Source organism: Alcaligenes faecalis (assembly GCF_041521385.1).
GTDB classification, from domain to species: domain Bacteria; phylum Pseudomonadota; class Gammaproteobacteria; order Burkholderiales; family Burkholderiaceae_B; genus Alcaligenes; species Alcaligenes faecalis_E.
The window spans coordinates 630,134-644,925 of record NZ_CP168006.1; the positions used below are offsets into that span (position 1 = coordinate 630,134).

At 55.6% G+C, this 14,792-nt stretch carries 17 protein-coding genes; 11 read left to right on the forward strand and 6 right to left on the reverse strand.

The genetic code is table 11. The features are described 5' to 3' along the window. Nucleotides 1-80: 80 nt before the first annotated feature. On the forward strand, nucleotides 81-599 hold the full coding sequence (locus ACDI13_RS02955; protein ID WP_316988747.1) for an NAD(P)H-dependent oxidoreductase: 519 nt from the start codon (nucleotides 81-83) through the stop codon (nucleotides 597-599). Nucleotides 600-773: 174 nt separating this feature from the next. Here the strand turns inward: ACDI13_RS02955 and pncB are convergent, their stop codons facing one another. Next, nucleotides 774-1,949: a nicotinate phosphoribosyltransferase gene (gene pncB, locus ACDI13_RS02960; RefSeq protein ID WP_094197325.1), complete on the reverse strand. Its 1,176-nt coding sequence runs from the start codon at nucleotides 1,947-1,949 to the stop codon at nucleotides 774-776. Nucleotides 1,950-2,189: 240 nt separating this feature from the next. Between pncB and fdxA the strand changes: the two genes are divergently transcribed. The 4 genes from fdxA to nth all read left to right on the forward strand — a co-directional run bounded on the left by fdxA (nucleotide 2,190) and on the right by nth (nucleotide 5,282). Continuing rightward, nucleotides 2,190-2,513 (forward strand): ferredoxin FdxA, encoded by a 324-nt coding sequence (fdxA, locus tag ACDI13_RS02965; RefSeq protein WP_316988746.1) that lies wholly within the window; start codon nucleotides 2,190-2,192, stop codon nucleotides 2,511-2,513. Nucleotides 2,514-2,729: 216 nt separating this feature from the next. Beyond that, nucleotides 2,730-3,953, forward strand: coding sequence for a polyhydroxyalkanoate depolymerase (locus tag ACDI13_RS02970; RefSeq protein ID WP_316988745.1), 1,224 nt, complete (start codon nucleotides 2,730-2,732; stop codon nucleotides 3,951-3,953). 52 nt (nucleotides 3,954-4,005) lie between these two features. Continuing rightward, entirely contained in the window at nucleotides 4,006-4,647 is a 642-nt protein-coding gene (locus tag ACDI13_RS02975) for an RnfABCDGE type electron transport complex subunit B (RefSeq protein ID WP_316988744.1), read from the forward strand. Further along, nucleotides 4,644-5,282: an endonuclease III gene (nth, locus tag ACDI13_RS02980; protein ID WP_063693033.1), complete on the forward strand. Its 639-nt coding sequence runs from the start codon at nucleotides 4,644-4,646 to the stop codon at nucleotides 5,280-5,282. Before ACDI13_RS02975 ends, nth begins: the two co-directional genes overlap by 4 nt. A 60-nt stretch (nucleotides 5,283-5,342) precedes the next feature. Here nth and ACDI13_RS02985 read toward each other — a convergent pair whose 3' ends face one another. Beyond that, entirely contained in the window at nucleotides 5,343-5,528 is a 186-nt protein-coding gene (locus ACDI13_RS02985; RefSeq protein ID WP_316988743.1) for a hypothetical protein, read from the reverse strand. Here ACDI13_RS02985 and ACDI13_RS02990 point away from each other — a divergent pair. After that, a complete protein-coding gene (locus ACDI13_RS02990) occupies nucleotides 5,527-6,240 on the forward strand; it encodes an ATP-binding cassette domain-containing protein (RefSeq protein ID WP_316988742.1) in 714 nt (237 codons plus the stop codon). The two genes, ACDI13_RS02985 and ACDI13_RS02990, sit on opposite strands and share 2 nt — an antisense overlap. 326 nt (nucleotides 6,241-6,566) lie before the next feature. Then, nucleotides 6,567-7,208 carry an OmpW family protein gene (locus ACDI13_RS02995; protein ID WP_316988741.1) on the forward strand — a complete coding sequence of 214 codons (642 nt, stop codon included), beginning with the start codon at nucleotides 6,567-6,569 and terminating at the stop codon, nucleotides 7,206-7,208. On the opposite strand, the gene ACDI13_RS03000 is transcribed toward ACDI13_RS02995, so the two are convergent. From ACDI13_RS03000 to ACDI13_RS03015, 4 genes are all read right to left on the reverse strand, one after another. Continuing rightward, a complete protein-coding gene (locus ACDI13_RS03000; protein ID WP_316988740.1) occupies nucleotides 7,205-7,987 on the reverse strand; it encodes an ABC transporter ATP-binding protein in 783 nt (260 codons plus the stop codon). The genes ACDI13_RS02995 and ACDI13_RS03000 overlap by 4 nt on opposite strands. After that, complete coding sequence (locus ACDI13_RS03005; RefSeq protein WP_316988739.1) at nucleotides 7,984-9,816, reverse strand: branched-chain amino acid ABC transporter ATP-binding protein/permease; 1,833 nt, start codon at nucleotides 9,814-9,816, stop codon at nucleotides 7,984-7,986. The genes ACDI13_RS03000 and ACDI13_RS03005 overlap by 4 nt, the downstream gene beginning before the upstream one ends. A 5-nt stretch (nucleotides 9,817-9,821) precedes the next feature. Further along, nucleotides 9,822-10,859: a branched-chain amino acid ABC transporter permease gene (locus tag ACDI13_RS03010; RefSeq protein WP_316988832.1), complete on the reverse strand. Its 1,038-nt coding sequence runs from the start codon at nucleotides 10,857-10,859 to the stop codon at nucleotides 9,822-9,824. Nucleotides 10,860-10,997: 138 nt separating this feature from the next. Next, a complete protein-coding gene (locus tag ACDI13_RS03015; RefSeq protein WP_316988831.1) occupies nucleotides 10,998-12,167 on the reverse strand; it encodes an ABC transporter substrate-binding protein in 1,170 nt (389 codons plus the stop codon). A gap of 329 nt (nucleotides 12,168-12,496) precedes the next feature. Here ACDI13_RS03015 and msrB point away from each other — a divergent pair, with 329 nt between their 5' ends. From msrB to ACDI13_RS03035, 4 genes are read left to right on the forward strand one after another with little or no spacing between them, the layout of a single operon-like run. Then, complete coding sequence (gene msrB, locus ACDI13_RS03020) at nucleotides 12,497-12,892, forward strand: peptide-methionine (R)-S-oxide reductase MsrB (protein WP_094197335.1); 396 nt, start codon at nucleotides 12,497-12,499, stop codon at nucleotides 12,890-12,892. Further along, the gene (locus ACDI13_RS03025) at nucleotides 12,889-13,455 is read left to right on the forward strand and encodes a septation protein A (RefSeq protein ID WP_316988830.1); all 567 of its coding nucleotides are present in this window, start codon (nucleotides 12,889-12,891) and stop codon (nucleotides 13,453-13,455) included. The genes msrB and ACDI13_RS03025 overlap by 4 nt, the downstream gene beginning before the upstream one ends. A 7-nt stretch (nucleotides 13,456-13,462) precedes the next feature. Further along, entirely contained in the window at nucleotides 13,463-13,726 is a 264-nt protein-coding gene (locus ACDI13_RS03030) for a BolA family protein (protein WP_316988829.1), read from the forward strand. An 8-nt stretch (nucleotides 13,727-13,734) separates the two neighbouring features. Beyond that, a complete protein-coding gene (locus tag ACDI13_RS03035; protein WP_045930241.1) occupies nucleotides 13,735-14,511 on the forward strand; it encodes a peptidylprolyl isomerase in 777 nt (258 codons plus the stop codon). Nucleotides 14,512-14,792: the final 281 nt, after the last annotated feature.

A 14,792-nucleotide genomic window follows, 5' to 3' on the forward strand; every position in this document is an offset into this window, starting at 1 on the left:
AATTACGTCGATGTGGCCACTCAGCACTGAGGTGGCTCTCTATACTGTAAACGCTAGTCTATCACCGCGAGTAAGAGCCTATGAGTCTGAACACATGCCGCCAGCTTCTGTTGATTTGGCACTCCCGTACCGGCGCAGCCCGGCAATTGGCCGAACAGGCCGAAGAAGGTGCGCAGGAGGTGCTCAAAGAGCTGGGCGAGACAGAGCGTGTCTGTATCAAACGCTTGCATTGCGATCAGGTACAAGCACAGGATTTGCGCAATTCCCACGCGTATCTGTTCTGCGCCCCCGAGAATCTGGCCAGCCTGAGCGGCGCCATGAAAGAGTGTCTGGACCGAAACTACTACGAAGTGCTGGATCAACTCAATGGCCGCCCCTACTCTGCCTTGATCAGCGCGGGCAGCGACGGACAAGGTGCGCAACGGCAACTGGAGCGGATTTGTACCGGCTGGCGGCTGGAGCTGGCCGCCCCGACCCGGATCTTCAATTTCCACGCCCAGACGCCAGAAAGCATTCTGGCACCCAAGACCTTGAACGAAGAGCAAATGGCCCAGGCTCGGGAAGCCGGTGGGCATCTGGCGGCACTGCTGTGTCTATGAAAAAGCCCTTTGCGTGTGCAAAGGGCTTTCATTCAACTTTTTGTGCTACGGCTTTGTCGCTTTAAAGCCATACTGGACACCTGAAATCACGCGCTTCACTGACTACAGCACCCTTGGCCCCTGACTACCACTTGGCTCAAGCAGCAAGGTAATCCAGAAAGAAATACCCGGCTCTTACGCCGGCGGCAACTGAAAAACCTGCCGCAAATACGCCAGATACGCCGGATCATCACACATGGTCTTTTCCGGAGCATCGGACACTTTTGCAACGGGCTGCCCATTGCAACGCACCATCTTCATGACGATCTGCAAGGGCTCATGGCCCAGGTCATTGGTCAGGTTGGTGCCAATCCCGAAGGACACCTTGCAGCGGCCGGCAAAACGCAAGGCCAGCTCTATGGCCTTGGGAATAGTCAAGCCATCAGAGAACACCAAAGTCTTGGTACGCGGATCGGTACGGTTGGCCTGATAGTGCGCCAGCAAGCGTTCGCCCCAGATGAAAGGATCGCCCGAGTCGTGACGAGCACCGTCAAACAGCTTGCAAAAGTACATATCAAAGTCGCGCAGAAAGGCATCCATGCCGTAAACATCCGACAAGGCAATGCCCAGATCACCGCGATATTCCTTAGCCCATACTTCCAGGGCAAAAATCTGCGAATCACGCAAACGAGGACCCAAGGCCTGACAAGCCTGCAAGTATTCGTGACCCATGGTGCCCAGCGGCGTCACCCCATACTTCATGGCCAGCCAGACGTTGCTGGTGCCCGCAAAGTGTGGCTTCATCTGCTCGATCATGGTGGTGACCACTTCTTCGTGCCACTGCTTGGAAAAGCGGCGGCGCGTGCCGTAATCCGCCACACGGAAGTCGCTCAGGGCCGGATCATCCACCACCAGACGCATCTTGGACTGCAGACGCTCGCGTCCTTCCGCCCATTGTGGCTGTGGACATTCATTGCGAAAGTAGACCTCGTTCACAATGGCCAGCACCGGGATCTCGAACAGAATCGTGTGCAGCCAGGGGCCTTGGACCGAAATTTCGATCTCGCCGGGTACAGCCCCGGCCTGCACCTGGATACAACGCTCGGGCAGATGAAACAGGCCCAGAAAATCGACGAAATCGCTTTTGATAAAACGCAGGCTGCGCAGATAATCCAGTTCGGCGTCTGAAAAACGCAACTGGCACAGCGCATGAATTTCCGCCCGGATCTCGTCCAGATACTGGCTTAAATTAATATTGGGAGTGCGGCATTTATAGCGATACTCCACGTGCGCAGCCGGGAAATGATGCAAGACAACCTGCATCATGGAAAACTTGTACAGGTCTGTATCAAGTAAAGAGGTAATGATCATCACAAACCTACCGATTTTGATTGCGCAACCATAGCACGGGCGTCAGTTCTTGCGTACCGCTATCTAGCAAGTGAGCTATTGCGCCATCTCAATAAGCAAGATGCTGAATATTCGTTAAAATCGAAAGATTCGATTTAAATCCCATTTCTATCGTTCAGGCCCTGTGCGTTGTCGCGCACCCCCTCCACGGCCCTTTGCCGTGACTGACCGCCTTAGCGATACCGCAGGAGTGTTACTGAAATGACCCACGTCGTCACCGAAAACTGTATCAAGTGCAAATTCACCGATTGTGTGGATGTGTGCCCCGTCGACTGTTTTCGTGAAGGCCCGAACTTTCTGGTGATTGACCCGGACGAGTGCATTGACTGCGCCGTCTGTATTCCCGAATGCCCGGCCAATGCCATTTTTGCTGAAGAAGATGTACCGCAGGATCAAGTTCACTTCATCGAACTGAATGCTGAACTGACCCCTGTCTTTGGCAGCATCAACCGCTCCAAGAAACCGCTGGAAGAGGCGGACGACTGGAACGGTGTGGAGAACAAACTACAGTATCTGGAGCGCTAAGTCCTTAGCTCACTCTATACAGGCCCGACCCAGTGGCTGCGATTCTACCCAGCCACTCTTGCGCCCAATCTCGCCTTTTGATAAAAAAACCTGCCGCATCGCAGCAAGGGAAAATCCCAAGACCAGAGGAACAGCAAACATCGTATTGTTTCCCACAAGGAAATAAGCCTATACATTCCTCTGTATATCAAATCAGGCAACACCAAGGCGCACTCTATGCTTTACGATCTGCACGAACTTCAGCGGTCCTTTCTGGCCCCGCTGGCTGCCTTTACCGGCACCAGCTCTCAATGGTTCTCCAACCCCTACAGTCCACTGGCCTATACCCCCCTGTCGCGCCAACTGGCGGCGGCCTCTGAACTGGTACACCGTATCGGCAAGGATTACGAAAAGCCGGCCTGGGGGCTTGGCGAAACCCAGATTGACGGCCAGACCGTCGCTGTACAGGAGGTCGAACACCTGAGCAAACCTTTCTGTAGGCTGATCCACTTCAAGCGTGATCATCCCAAAGCCGATCAGGACCCCACGATCTTGCTAGTCGCCCCCCTGTCCGGCCACCACGCCACCTTGCTGCGTGAAACCGTACGTGCGCTGCTGCCCGATCACTCGGTTTATGTCACCGACTGGATTGATGCCCGCATGGTGCCCCGCTCGGCTGGCCCCTTCCATCTGGACGACTATGTCCTGTATGTGCAGGAATTCATCCAGGTGCTGGGCCCAAAAGTGCACGTCATGTCGGTTTGCCAGCCCACGGTGCCAGTATTGGCTGCCGTATCGCTGATGGCAAGCCGTCGCTCGGCCGTGATGCCGCGCAGCATGATCATGATGGGTGGCCCCATCGACACCCGTCAATCGCCTACCGAGGTGAACCGTCTGGCCACCACCAAGTCCTACTCCTGGTTTGAGAACAATCTGATTCATCGCGTGCCAACCAAATACCCCGGTGCTCACCGTCGTGTGTACCCCGGCTTTTTGCAGCATGCTGGTTTTGTAGCCATGAATCCGGATCGTCACGTCAGCTCGCACTACGACTTTTATCAGCACCTGATCAAGGGTGATGATGACGACGCCCAAGCACATCGCCGCTTCTACGACGAATACAATGCCGTGCTGGACATGCCTGCCGAGTTCTATCTGGACACCATTCGCATTGTGTTCCAGGAACACCGCCTGCCCAAAGGCCAATGGCACGTGCATGGCAAACAAGTCCGCCCCCAGGATATTGATGGCGTGGCCTTGTTTACCATTGAGGGCGAACTGGACGATATCTCCGGCCAGGGTCAGACCCACTCGGCTCAAGGACTGTGCTCAAAAATCGCCCCTGAGCTCAAGCAGCAATTCACCGCGCCCAACTGTGGCCATTACGGGATTTTCTCCGGAAGCCGCTGGCGCACGCTGATCTGTCCTAAAATCAGGGACTTCATCCGTCAGCACAACTGATATTTGGCTTACGCCGTTTCTGACGGGGCCAGATGGCCCCGTTTTTGCATTCATGTCCGACACCCTCATACGGCGCATTGACGCCCTGCTCCCTCAAACCCAGTGCACCCGCTGTGGTTACGATGCCTGTCTGCCCTACGCCCAAGCCATTGCGCTTGAAGGCGAGGCGATCAACCGCTGCCCGCCCGGCGGTCAGCAAGGCGTCCAGGCCCTGGCCGAACTGCTGGGTCGTGAGGCCCTGCCCCTGGACCCGTCCTGTGGGGAATTTACCGGCCCCAGCCGCGCAGTAATCATTGAAGAACACTGTATTGGTTGCACGCTCTGTATCCAGGCCTGTCCGGTGGATGCCATTATTGGTGCCAACAAGCTGATGCACACCGTACTGGCCGACCGCTGCACTGGCTGCGAGCTCTGCGTGCCGCCCTGTCCGGTGGACTGCATCAGCATGATCCCTACCGATGAGTGGAGCGGCGAGCAGGCCATACAGGCTCGCCTGGACACAGAACAACGCCGCGACCGCCTGCTGGCCCGACACCAGGAAAGCTCGGATCTGGCTGCCCGTACCCTGGCGAATAAACCCGTCCTGGCCAACTCGGCCGATCAGGCCGATAAACGCGAGGCATCCATTGCCTCTGCCCTGGCCCGCGCCCGTGCGCGACGCGCCAGCAAGACTACAAGCGAAACCACGCCATGAACGCTGCCAAGCGCCACGAGATTTTCAGCCGTTTTCAGGCCGCCAACCCCAAGCCCACGACCGAACTGGAATACGCCGATACCTTTCAACTGCTGATTGCAGTGATCCTGTCGGCCCAGGCCACAGACCGTTCCGTGAATCTGGCTACCGCCCGTTTCTTCCCGGAACATGGCACGCCGGAAGGGATTCTGGCCATGGGTGAGGAGGGTCTGCGAGAAGCCATCAAGACCATTGGCCTGTACAAGACCAAAGCGGCCAACGTCATCAAGACCTGTCGTATTTTGCTGGAACAGCATCAAGGCCAGGTCCCCTGTGACCGCGCAGCACTGGAGGCCCTTCCAGGGGTAGGACGCAAAACTGCCAACGTGGTTTTGAACACCGCTTTTGGCCTGCCCACCATTGCCGTGGATACCCATATTTTCCGCGTTGCCAATCGCACCGGCATTGCCCCAGGCAAAAACGTGGTTGAAGTGGAAAAGAAGCTGGAGAAAGTGATCCCCAAGCCCTTTTTGCTGGACGCTCACCACTGGCTGATTTTGCATGGTCGCTACATCTGTGTCGCCCGCAAACCCAAGTGCCCCCAGTGTGGAATTTCAGATTTGTGCGACTTCAAACCGAAAACCGTTAACACTTAAGTAACACATACCCGGTTTAACAACATTTGTTTACTAAACAGTGCATTAAACCGAACCATCCTATGACAAACCCGCATAGTCTTGCTTGGTCGGCGCTTCCATACTGAAACGCATGAAGGACTCTGCCTCAAGTTTGCTGGCGGCGGAAGCACCGCAGTCAGTGGTAAAGGACGCGTAACGGGTGCCTGCGCCGACCAGCCAACGTACAGGCCCATATTGACGCCTTACGACAAGGAGTATTCTCATGACACGGGCTGCCCTGGATATTGAGAATCTGTACGCTTGGCAACGAGAGTTTCCGCTCTTGCGTGGATTGAATTTGCAGGTTGCTGCGGGCGAGATCTGCACCGTGCTGAGCCGCAACCGGGCCGGCCGCAGCGCCATGCTACGCGCCATCGTGGGTTTGACGGATAGCCGCCGCGGTTCCATCCGTATTCAAGGTACTGAAACCATACACCTGAACCAACACCAGCTAGCAGACCTGGGGGTGGGCTACAGCCCTTACGAACAAAGCATTTTTACCGGTCTGAGCTGCGAGGAAAACCTCCTGCTGCCACCCGCCATAGGCACCGCCCTGGGTGGCGGTATGTCGCTGGTGCAGATCTATGAGCTTTTACCCAGCCTGGAGCAACGGCGTCACCACATGGCCACCCAGCTCTCCACTGGCGAGCAAAAAATACTGGCCATTGCACGCTTGCTGCGCACGGGTGTGAATCTGCTGCTTCTGGACAAGGTATCCGAGGGCCTGGCCCCAGTGCAGGCCCAGACACTAAGCAAATTGATCTGCACGCTGCGCAATGAGGGCTACACCATTGTGCTGGCCGAGCAATGCACGCCGTTCTCGGCAGAATTTAGCGATCAGTTTCATGTACTGGAACAAGGGCAAATTATCGAGCGATTCGATCGTCGTGAATTAAGCCATAAATACGAGGCTCTGCACGCACTCTTGAATGTATGAGGCTTTGTGACTCTTCAAGTGCCAAATCTGCTTGCTCCCCCTGCCTGTCCTTGTCGGCAGGCGCAGGATCCACATAAGCCGACTTTCCGAAGACGACGAAACCGCTCTGAAATACCCGGACAAGCTCCAAGGTTTTCCATTTCCGGACTGTTACCAGGTGATGCAAAAAACAGACATAGTGCCGAAATTCACCCGGCATGAAGTCTGCTTACTTGATCTACAACAAGGTCAGGCGGCCAACTACCTCTGAAGCTTGCTTTGGATCAAATCTGCGGGCCCAGCCCTCATGCACTCTGTAGACTTTACACCCCCCCTACGGAGTCACTATGAAAGCCCGCCACTTGTTTCCCGGTCTACACCTGTCCTTGCTCGCGGTAGGACTGGCTGCTGTTTTGTACGCGCCTCAAGGCCAAACACACGAAGCGGGCGATTTCTTGCTTAAAGGTGGTGTGACCTGGGTCTCTCCAAAATCCAATAACGGTTCGGTTGCCAATGGCACCGTGGATTTGGACGTCGGTAATAATGCCCGCCCCAGCTTCTCGCTGACTTACATGGCGACACGCAATATCGGTATTGAACTGCTGGGCGCTTTCCCCTTCCAACACAATATCGACAGCAACCTGGGCCGTATCGGCAAGACCAAGCACCTGCCCCCAACCCTGAGTCTGCAATACCATTTCCTGCCTGACAGCGACTTCCAACCCTATGTGGGCGTAGGCGTGAACTACACCATGTTCTTCGATACCGAATCGCGCGGTGCTCTGGCGGGTTCCGACCTGAAGCTGAAAAACAGTTGGGGTTTTGCCGCCCAGGTCGGCGTAGATTACAAACTGGACAAGAACTGGTTCCTGAATGCCGATGTACGCTACATCAGCATCCGCCCAGACGTGAAACTGAACGGTCAGTCCATTGGCAAAGCCAAGCTGGACCCCGTGGTTGCCACCATCGGGGTCGGCTACCGCTTCTAAGCCGTCGCCTCTTCCTGCTCGCGTTTGCCCTGCCCCAAGCCCAGATAGCTTTCTATCACTCGGGGATTATGAGCCAGGTCAGACGCGGGCCCTTGCAGCACCACATCCCCCGTCTCCAGCACATAACCGTAATCAGCCACTTGTAAAGCGGCGCGTGCATTTTGCTCGACCAGCAAGATAGCCACACCGGTACTGCGCAGTCGGGCGATGATCATGAAGATCTCCCGCACCACACGCGGCGCCAGACCCAGACTGGGTTCATCGAGCATCAGCACTTTGGGTTGCGCCATCAAGGCACGGCCTACGGCCAGCATCTGCCGCTCCCCACCTGACAAGGTCCCTGCCAACTGCGTACGACGCTCTTTCAAGCGTGGAAACAAGGTATAGACCTTGTCCATGGTGTCGCGCCAACCGGGGTGGCGGGCACGATACAGGCGGAAACCGCCCAGCAGCAGATTATCTTCCACCGTCATGCTGCCAAACAGCTCGCGGCGTTCTGGCACCAGGGAAATACCGGCCGCCACGCGACGCTCCACTTCCCAGTGACTGATCTCCTGCCCTTCGTACTGCACCGAGCCTGTGCTGCGGCCCACGCTGGGCAAAGAGCCCATCATGGAATTGAGCAAAGTGGACTTGCCTGCGCCGTTGGCGCCGATCACCGTTACAATGCTGCCCGCCCGAACGTCCAGGCTGGCTCCCGTCACGGCGGTGACTTTGCCGTACTGAGCGGCCAGATTGTCTACTTTCAGGATGATGTCTTTCGATTGTGCCGAACTCATAACGCTGCTCCTGCCGAGGCGGGCTCATTGACCGGATCCAGATCCAGGTCGTCATCAATACCACCCAGGTAGGCTTCCAGCACGGCTGGATTTTCCTGAATTTCCTTGGGCAAACCTTCGGCCAACTTGGTGCCAAAATCCATGACAACCAGCTTGTCCGTCAAATTCATGACAAAGTCCATGTCATGCTCAACCAGCAAAATGCTCATGCCTTCGCTACGCAACTGATCCAGCACCTTGGCCAGCTCCTGCTTTTCCTTGTAGCGCAAGCCAGCCGCCGGCTCGTCCAGCAGCAAGAGCAGCGGATCGGAAGCCAGCGCACGGGCAATTTCCAGAATACGCTGCTGACCCAGAGCCAGATTGCCGGCTTCTTCGTACAGGTAATCACCCAGGCCCACGCGCTGCAGTTGAACAGCCGCTTCGTGCAACAGCTCGGCTTCGCTACGACGCTCGGTATGCAGGACGGCGGACACCACACCGACATTGCGACGCAAGTGCGCGCCCAACGCCACGTTTTCCAGAACCGTCATCGTAGGCAGCAACTGTACGTGCTGGAAGGTACGGCCCACGCCCAGACGAGAAATCTCGCGTGCAGGTTTGCCATCAATCCGTTGACCCAGAAAGCTGACTTGACCGCTGGTGGCCGACAGCACGCCCGTAATCAGGTTGAAGGTCGTGCTCTTGCCCGCGCCGTTAGGACCGATCAGGCCCATGATCTGACCTGCATTCAAGGTGAAACTGATGTCGTTCACGGCCACCAGACCACCGAACTCCTTACGGATCTTGTTCACTTCCAGAACCAGCGAACCGGCCTGGGGACGCTCGCGCTGAGGCAGGGCCTCGGCTTGCGCAGGAGCCGCCTGTTTGCGCTTCTGTGCACCGAAGACCTGTTCCCAAGCCTTGTGCAAAATGGGCCACAGACCGTCGCGAGCGTATTGCAGAATCAGCACCATCAAGATACCGAAAACGATCAGCTCGAAGTTGATGTCGGTATTGAGCAACTTGGGCAACCAGTTCTGCAACTGGTCTTTCAGGCTCAGCACCAGAGCCGAACCCAACACAGCACCCCACACACTGCCTGCCCCACCCAGCACGGCCATGAACAGGTATTCAATACCGTAGTTCAGACCAAATGGGCTGGGAGAGACCGCGCGTTGGTAGTGGGCGTACAACCAGCCCGACACGCAAGCCAGCAAGGCAGCGTAAACAAACACGATGACCTTGTAATTGGCCATGTTCACGCCAAAGGACTCAGCCATGCCACTGCCGTGTTTCAGAGCGCGAATGGCACGTCCTGGACGGGAGTTCAGCAAATTGCGTGTCCCCCACATGGCCAGCAAGGCAAAGGCCCAGATCAGGTAGTAAATATCCCGGCCCGAGGACAGAGACATACCGAAGAACTCCAAAGGAGCAATACCGGAAATACCATCGTACTGCCCCAGGAACTCCAGGTTGCCGAACAGGTAGTACAAGGCCAGCCCCCAGGCCAAGGTACACAGGGGCAGGAAGTGACCCGACAAGCGTAGTGTGATCGCACCCAGAATGTAGGCCACCATCATGGTAATGGCGATACCAATCAACAGATTGAACCAGGGCGACCAGCCCAGGCGAGCCGTCAGGTACGCCGTGGTGTAGGCACCCAGGCCCACAAATGCAGCCTGACCAAACGAAGTCAAACCACCCACGCCAGTCAACAGCACCAGACCCAGAACAACCAGACTGGTCAGGCCAATATAGTTAAGCTGGGTAATCCAGAATTCGGGCGTTGCGCCCAACTGCGGCAAAACCAATAGAACCGCAATAAACAATAGCGTCAGCCAGTGTCTCATGTGATTTACTCCTCATCATCCACGTGCTTGCTACCGAAGGAGCGCCACAACAACACCGGTATCACCATGGTAAATACAATAACTTCTTTGTAGGCACTGGCCCAGAAAGAGGAAAACGCTTCCAGAACCCCCAGGAACAAGGCGCCCAGCAGCGTGACGGGGTAACTGATCAAACCACCGAAAATCGCCGCCACAAACCCTTTCAAGCCGATCAAAAAGCCGGTGTCGTAGTAGATGGTCGTCACAGGAGCGATCAGCATGCCGGACAAGGCGCCAATCGCTGCCGCCAGGGTGAAGGTCAGAGAACCGGACATATTGGTGCTGATACCCACCAGACGGGCACCACGACGGTTCACCGCTGTTGCACGCAAGGCGCGACCATACAGGGTCTTACCGAAAAAGCCCCACAAGGCCAGAATCAGCAGCACGCAAGCGCCCATCACAAAGAAGGTCTGTGCGGACCAGCTTACTGCGCCCAGGGACACTTCCCCTTCCATGAAGGGAGGCGTACGCCAGCCTTCCGGACCGAAGAACACCAGACCCAAACCCGTCAGCGCAAAGTGCACGGCGACCGAGGTAATCAGCAGCACCAACACACTGGCTTCGGCGATAGGTTGGTAGACCAGGCGATAGACCATAGGGCCTAGAGGAATCACAACCGCCAGCGAGAAGAGCACGGCCACCCACAAAGGCAGCTCCGAGCTGACAATGGCTGGAGCGGCAAAATAAACCGCGACGGGAATCACGATATTGACCAGAAACTTGCGTGGCATACCTGCCAGGCTGCGGCTGCGCAAAGCAGAGAGCAGCTCCAGCAAGAACACCAGAGCACCGGCGATCAATAACAAAATAACGGTTCCCGGCATGCGGCCATTGACCACGAAGGCCAAGGTCAAGGCGCCAAAGGTAACAAACTCACCTTGTGGAATAAAAATGACGCGGGTAACCAGGAAAACCAGAACCAGGGCGAGCCCGAGCAAAGCATAGATGGCGCCATTCAATATGCCATCCTGCAACAAAATCAAAGCAATGGTGGTATCCATGTCGGACAACATCCTGTACAACAAAAAGGGCAAAGGGCTTACGGCAAACGCAGGCCTGTAGCGGGAACGGGCACCAGGGTCCTCAGGCACCCGCCTTGGAAAAAACCGGCTTGGGAGCCGGTTTTTGCCTGTCAGATATTACAGATCAGGCTGATATGTCCATTTACCGTCAACCACTTTCACAATCACGTGGGCACGTTTGTCCAAACCTGCGTGGTCCGTGGCAGACATATTGAACACACCTTGGGACGCGGCCAGCTCTTTGGTCTGCTCCAGAGCGTCACGCAAAGCGGCACGAAACTCGGGAGTACCTGGTTTGGCACCGGACTTCAGGGCTTCTGGAATGGCTTCGGTCACGAGCAAACCAGCATCCCACATATGACCGCCGAAGGTGTTGATGGAGCCAGCACCATACTTGGCTTCGTATTTTTCCTTGTACTCCATGGCGGTCTTTTTCACCGTGCTGCTGTCAGGCAGTTGCTCGGCAACCAGCAAAGGACCGGCTGGCAAGATCATGTCGTTACAGTCTTTGCCACATACACGCAGCACGTCGCTGTTGGCCGCACCGTGTGTCTGGTAAATGATGCCGGCGTAGCCACGGCCTTTCAGTTCACGCTGAGGCAAGGCCACCGGCGTGCCGGAACCAGCGATCAAAATGGCGTCAGGCTTGGTGCCCAGCAGCTTGAGGACCTGACCGGTCACACTGGTGTCGTTACGGCCATAACGCTCGGCGCCCAGCACTTTAATGCCCTTGGCTTGAGCCGCCTCGGTAATCACATTCAGCCAGCCATCGCCGTAGGCGTCGTTATAGCCAATAAAGCCCAGGGTCTTGACGTTTTGCTTGACCATGGCCTCTGCCAAGGCACCGGCCATCAACTGGTCGTTCTGGGGAGTTTTGAATACCCAGGTACGAGCACCTTCAACAGGCTCAACAATCTTGGCGTTGGCAGCCACGCTGATCATGGGTGTCTTGGTTTCGCCCGCAACGTCTACCATGGCCAAAGAACCCGGTGTCACGGACGTGCCGATCACCACATCCACTTTGTCGTCCGTAATCAGCTTGCGCATATTGCGTACGGCCACCGTGGTATCGGTGGCATCGTCCAGAACGATGTATTCGATTTTCTGGCCGGCCACTTCAGTAGGCAACAGGCTGACTGTATTGCGCTCGGGAATACCCAGCGAGGCCGCCGGTCCTGTCGCTGCCACCGTCACACCCACTTTGATCTGCGCAGACACGGCTACGGGCAGACTCAAAGCCAGGGCTGCAGCCAATGTCGTCAGACGACCAGTAGTAATGCAGTTCATCCTTTTCTCCCAATATTTGTTCGTTGTTGTGGACCGACTTCACGGTCAAAAAAATCGTAATACAGATAATCACCAGCAGATACCAGAAACGTATCAAGTCACGCGAATTTCAGATATTGGTGTTTACCTTAAATATTAAAAGTTTAAATAGTGCACTAACTAAAGTGATAGCTCACTAAGTATGTGCCCTGCCCCCCTGTTTTCTTGACTGGGCCGTCAGGACAAGCAGCACTTTGGAACCCTCTGTTCCAAACGCACTCTAATTGTCGATTACTATGTAGGACTGCGCCTCTTGTAGGCATTGATCTGTTTTTCATAAGGCAGCACACGTGGAAAAAGTACGTAAAACCGAAGCCGAGTGGCGCGCCCAACTCAGCCCCGAAGAATTCTATGTCACGCGTCAGAAAGGGACAGAACGCGCCTTTACCGGCCGCTACTGGGATACCACCACACCCGGCATTTATCGCTGTGTGGGCTGCGGCACCCCCCTGTTTGCCTCAGACACCAAGTTTGACGCCGGTTGCGGCTGGCCCAGCTACTTCACCCCCCTGAACCCGGACAATGTGCGCGAGGAACTGGATACCAGCCACGGCATGCGCCGCACCGAAGTGCTGTGCAATGTCTGCGATGCTCATTTGGGCCACGTCTTTGAAGACGGCCCCCCACCCACTGGGCTACGATATTGCATTAACTCCTTATCCATGACCTTTGAACCTGACGCATGAAGAAGCTTTTATTTGATCTGTTCCCGCTCGTTCTGTTTTTTCTGGCGTTTCGCTTCTCCGACATCTATGTGGCAACCGGCGTGGCCATGGCCGCCTCGGTATTGCAGATACTCTGGTTAAAACTCACCAGCAAGGCAATCGAGACCTCGCACTGGATCAATCTGGCCGTCATTGTGGTCTTTGGCGGTGCCACCCTGTTTTTCCACAATGATGTCTTCATCCGCTGGAAACCCACGGTGCTGTACTGGATCTTTGCGCTGGTGCTGCTGGGCGGACGCTATCTGATGCATCGCAACCTGATGCAAAAATTCATGGGTACCCATCTGGTATTGCCCGGCCATGTTTGGGACAAATTAAACCTGGTCTGGGCAAGCTTTTTCGTCGCCATGGGCCTGGTCAATCTGTACGTCGCCTTCTCGGGCCACTTTACCGAATCCCAATGGGTCAACTTCAAGGCCTTTGGCCTGCTGGGTTTGATGCTGGTGTTTGTCGTTGCCCAATCCTTGTGGCTGGGCCGCTACCTGCAAGACTCTTCCGACAACCCCACTCCCCCAAAATCTTGATTTCGCCATGACAGACGCACTTGCTTCCCTGATTCACGAACGGCTCCAGACACTGGAACCCTCGGAACTGGACATCATCAATGAATCCCATCTGCATGCTGGTCACGCTGGCGCTCAAGGGGGCGCCAGTCACTTTCGGGTGATTATCGCCTCGAAACAATTTGATGGAATTTCAACACTGGCACGACACAGACTTGTGTATGATCGCGTCCACGATCTAATGCCTTTCCCGATTCACGCCTTGGCTATTCAAGCCAAAATCACCGCTTAAGGATGCTCATGAAACGTATTGCCGCATTTGCCCTGACCTGCGCTATGGCTGCTCCCGTCTATGCACAGACGATTGCCACCGTAAACGGCAAAAACCTCACGCAAAAAGACCTGGATCAGTTCGTCGCCGTTCTGGTCGAGCAAGGCGCCAAGGATTCGCCCGAGCTGCGTGAGCAAGTCAAACAGGAAATGGTCAACCGTCTGGCCGTGGTGCAAGCCGCAGAAAAAGCCGGTATCGACAAGACCAATCAGGTCCAGCAAGAGCTGGAACTGGCCCGCCAGAGCATTCTGGTCCGTGCCTTGATGGCTGATTACCTGAAAAAGAACCCGGTTACCGACGCCGACCTGACCAAGGAATACAACACCATCAAGGCGATGGAAGAAGGTCAGCAGGAATACAAGGTGCGCCACATTCTGGTCAAGGACGAAGCCGCTGCCAAAGACCTGCTGGCCAAGATCAAGTCCAAGAAAGTCAGCTTTGCGGATGCCGCCAAGAAAGACTCCATCGACACCGGTAGCGGCCAGCAAGGCGGCGATCTGGGCTGGGCGCCTAGCTCCACCTACGTACCTGAGTTCGCTCAGGCTGTAGAAAAAATGAAAAAAGGCGAGCTGAGCGCCGCCCCTGTACAGTCGCAGTTTGGCTGGCACATCATCCAGGTGGACGATGCTCGTCCTGTTACCTTCCCGGCCATGGCTGAAGTCAAGCCTCAGTTGGAAGAAATGATGCGTCAGCGCAAGCTGGCCGAGTACCAACAGAAAATCCTGAAAGAAGCCAACATCAAGTAATGGTGTTGAAGGCTGCGTTATCTGCTTGATAAAACGGCCTACCTTCCAGAAAAACAAATAGGGCGCCTCAAGGGCGCCCTATTTGTTTATCGTGAAGATCGTTCACTAACGGTCGTTCATGCGGTGATTAACAGCCCAGATCACTGCCGAATCACTACCAAATCACTACCAGAACCATTCAACACACATTTAAAAAAGCCGTGTGTGCTTAACGCAGCGCCTAAAAAGCTAAAAACAGCGATTAAGTCAAATGTCCTGCTCAATCATGGCCCCTTGGCAAC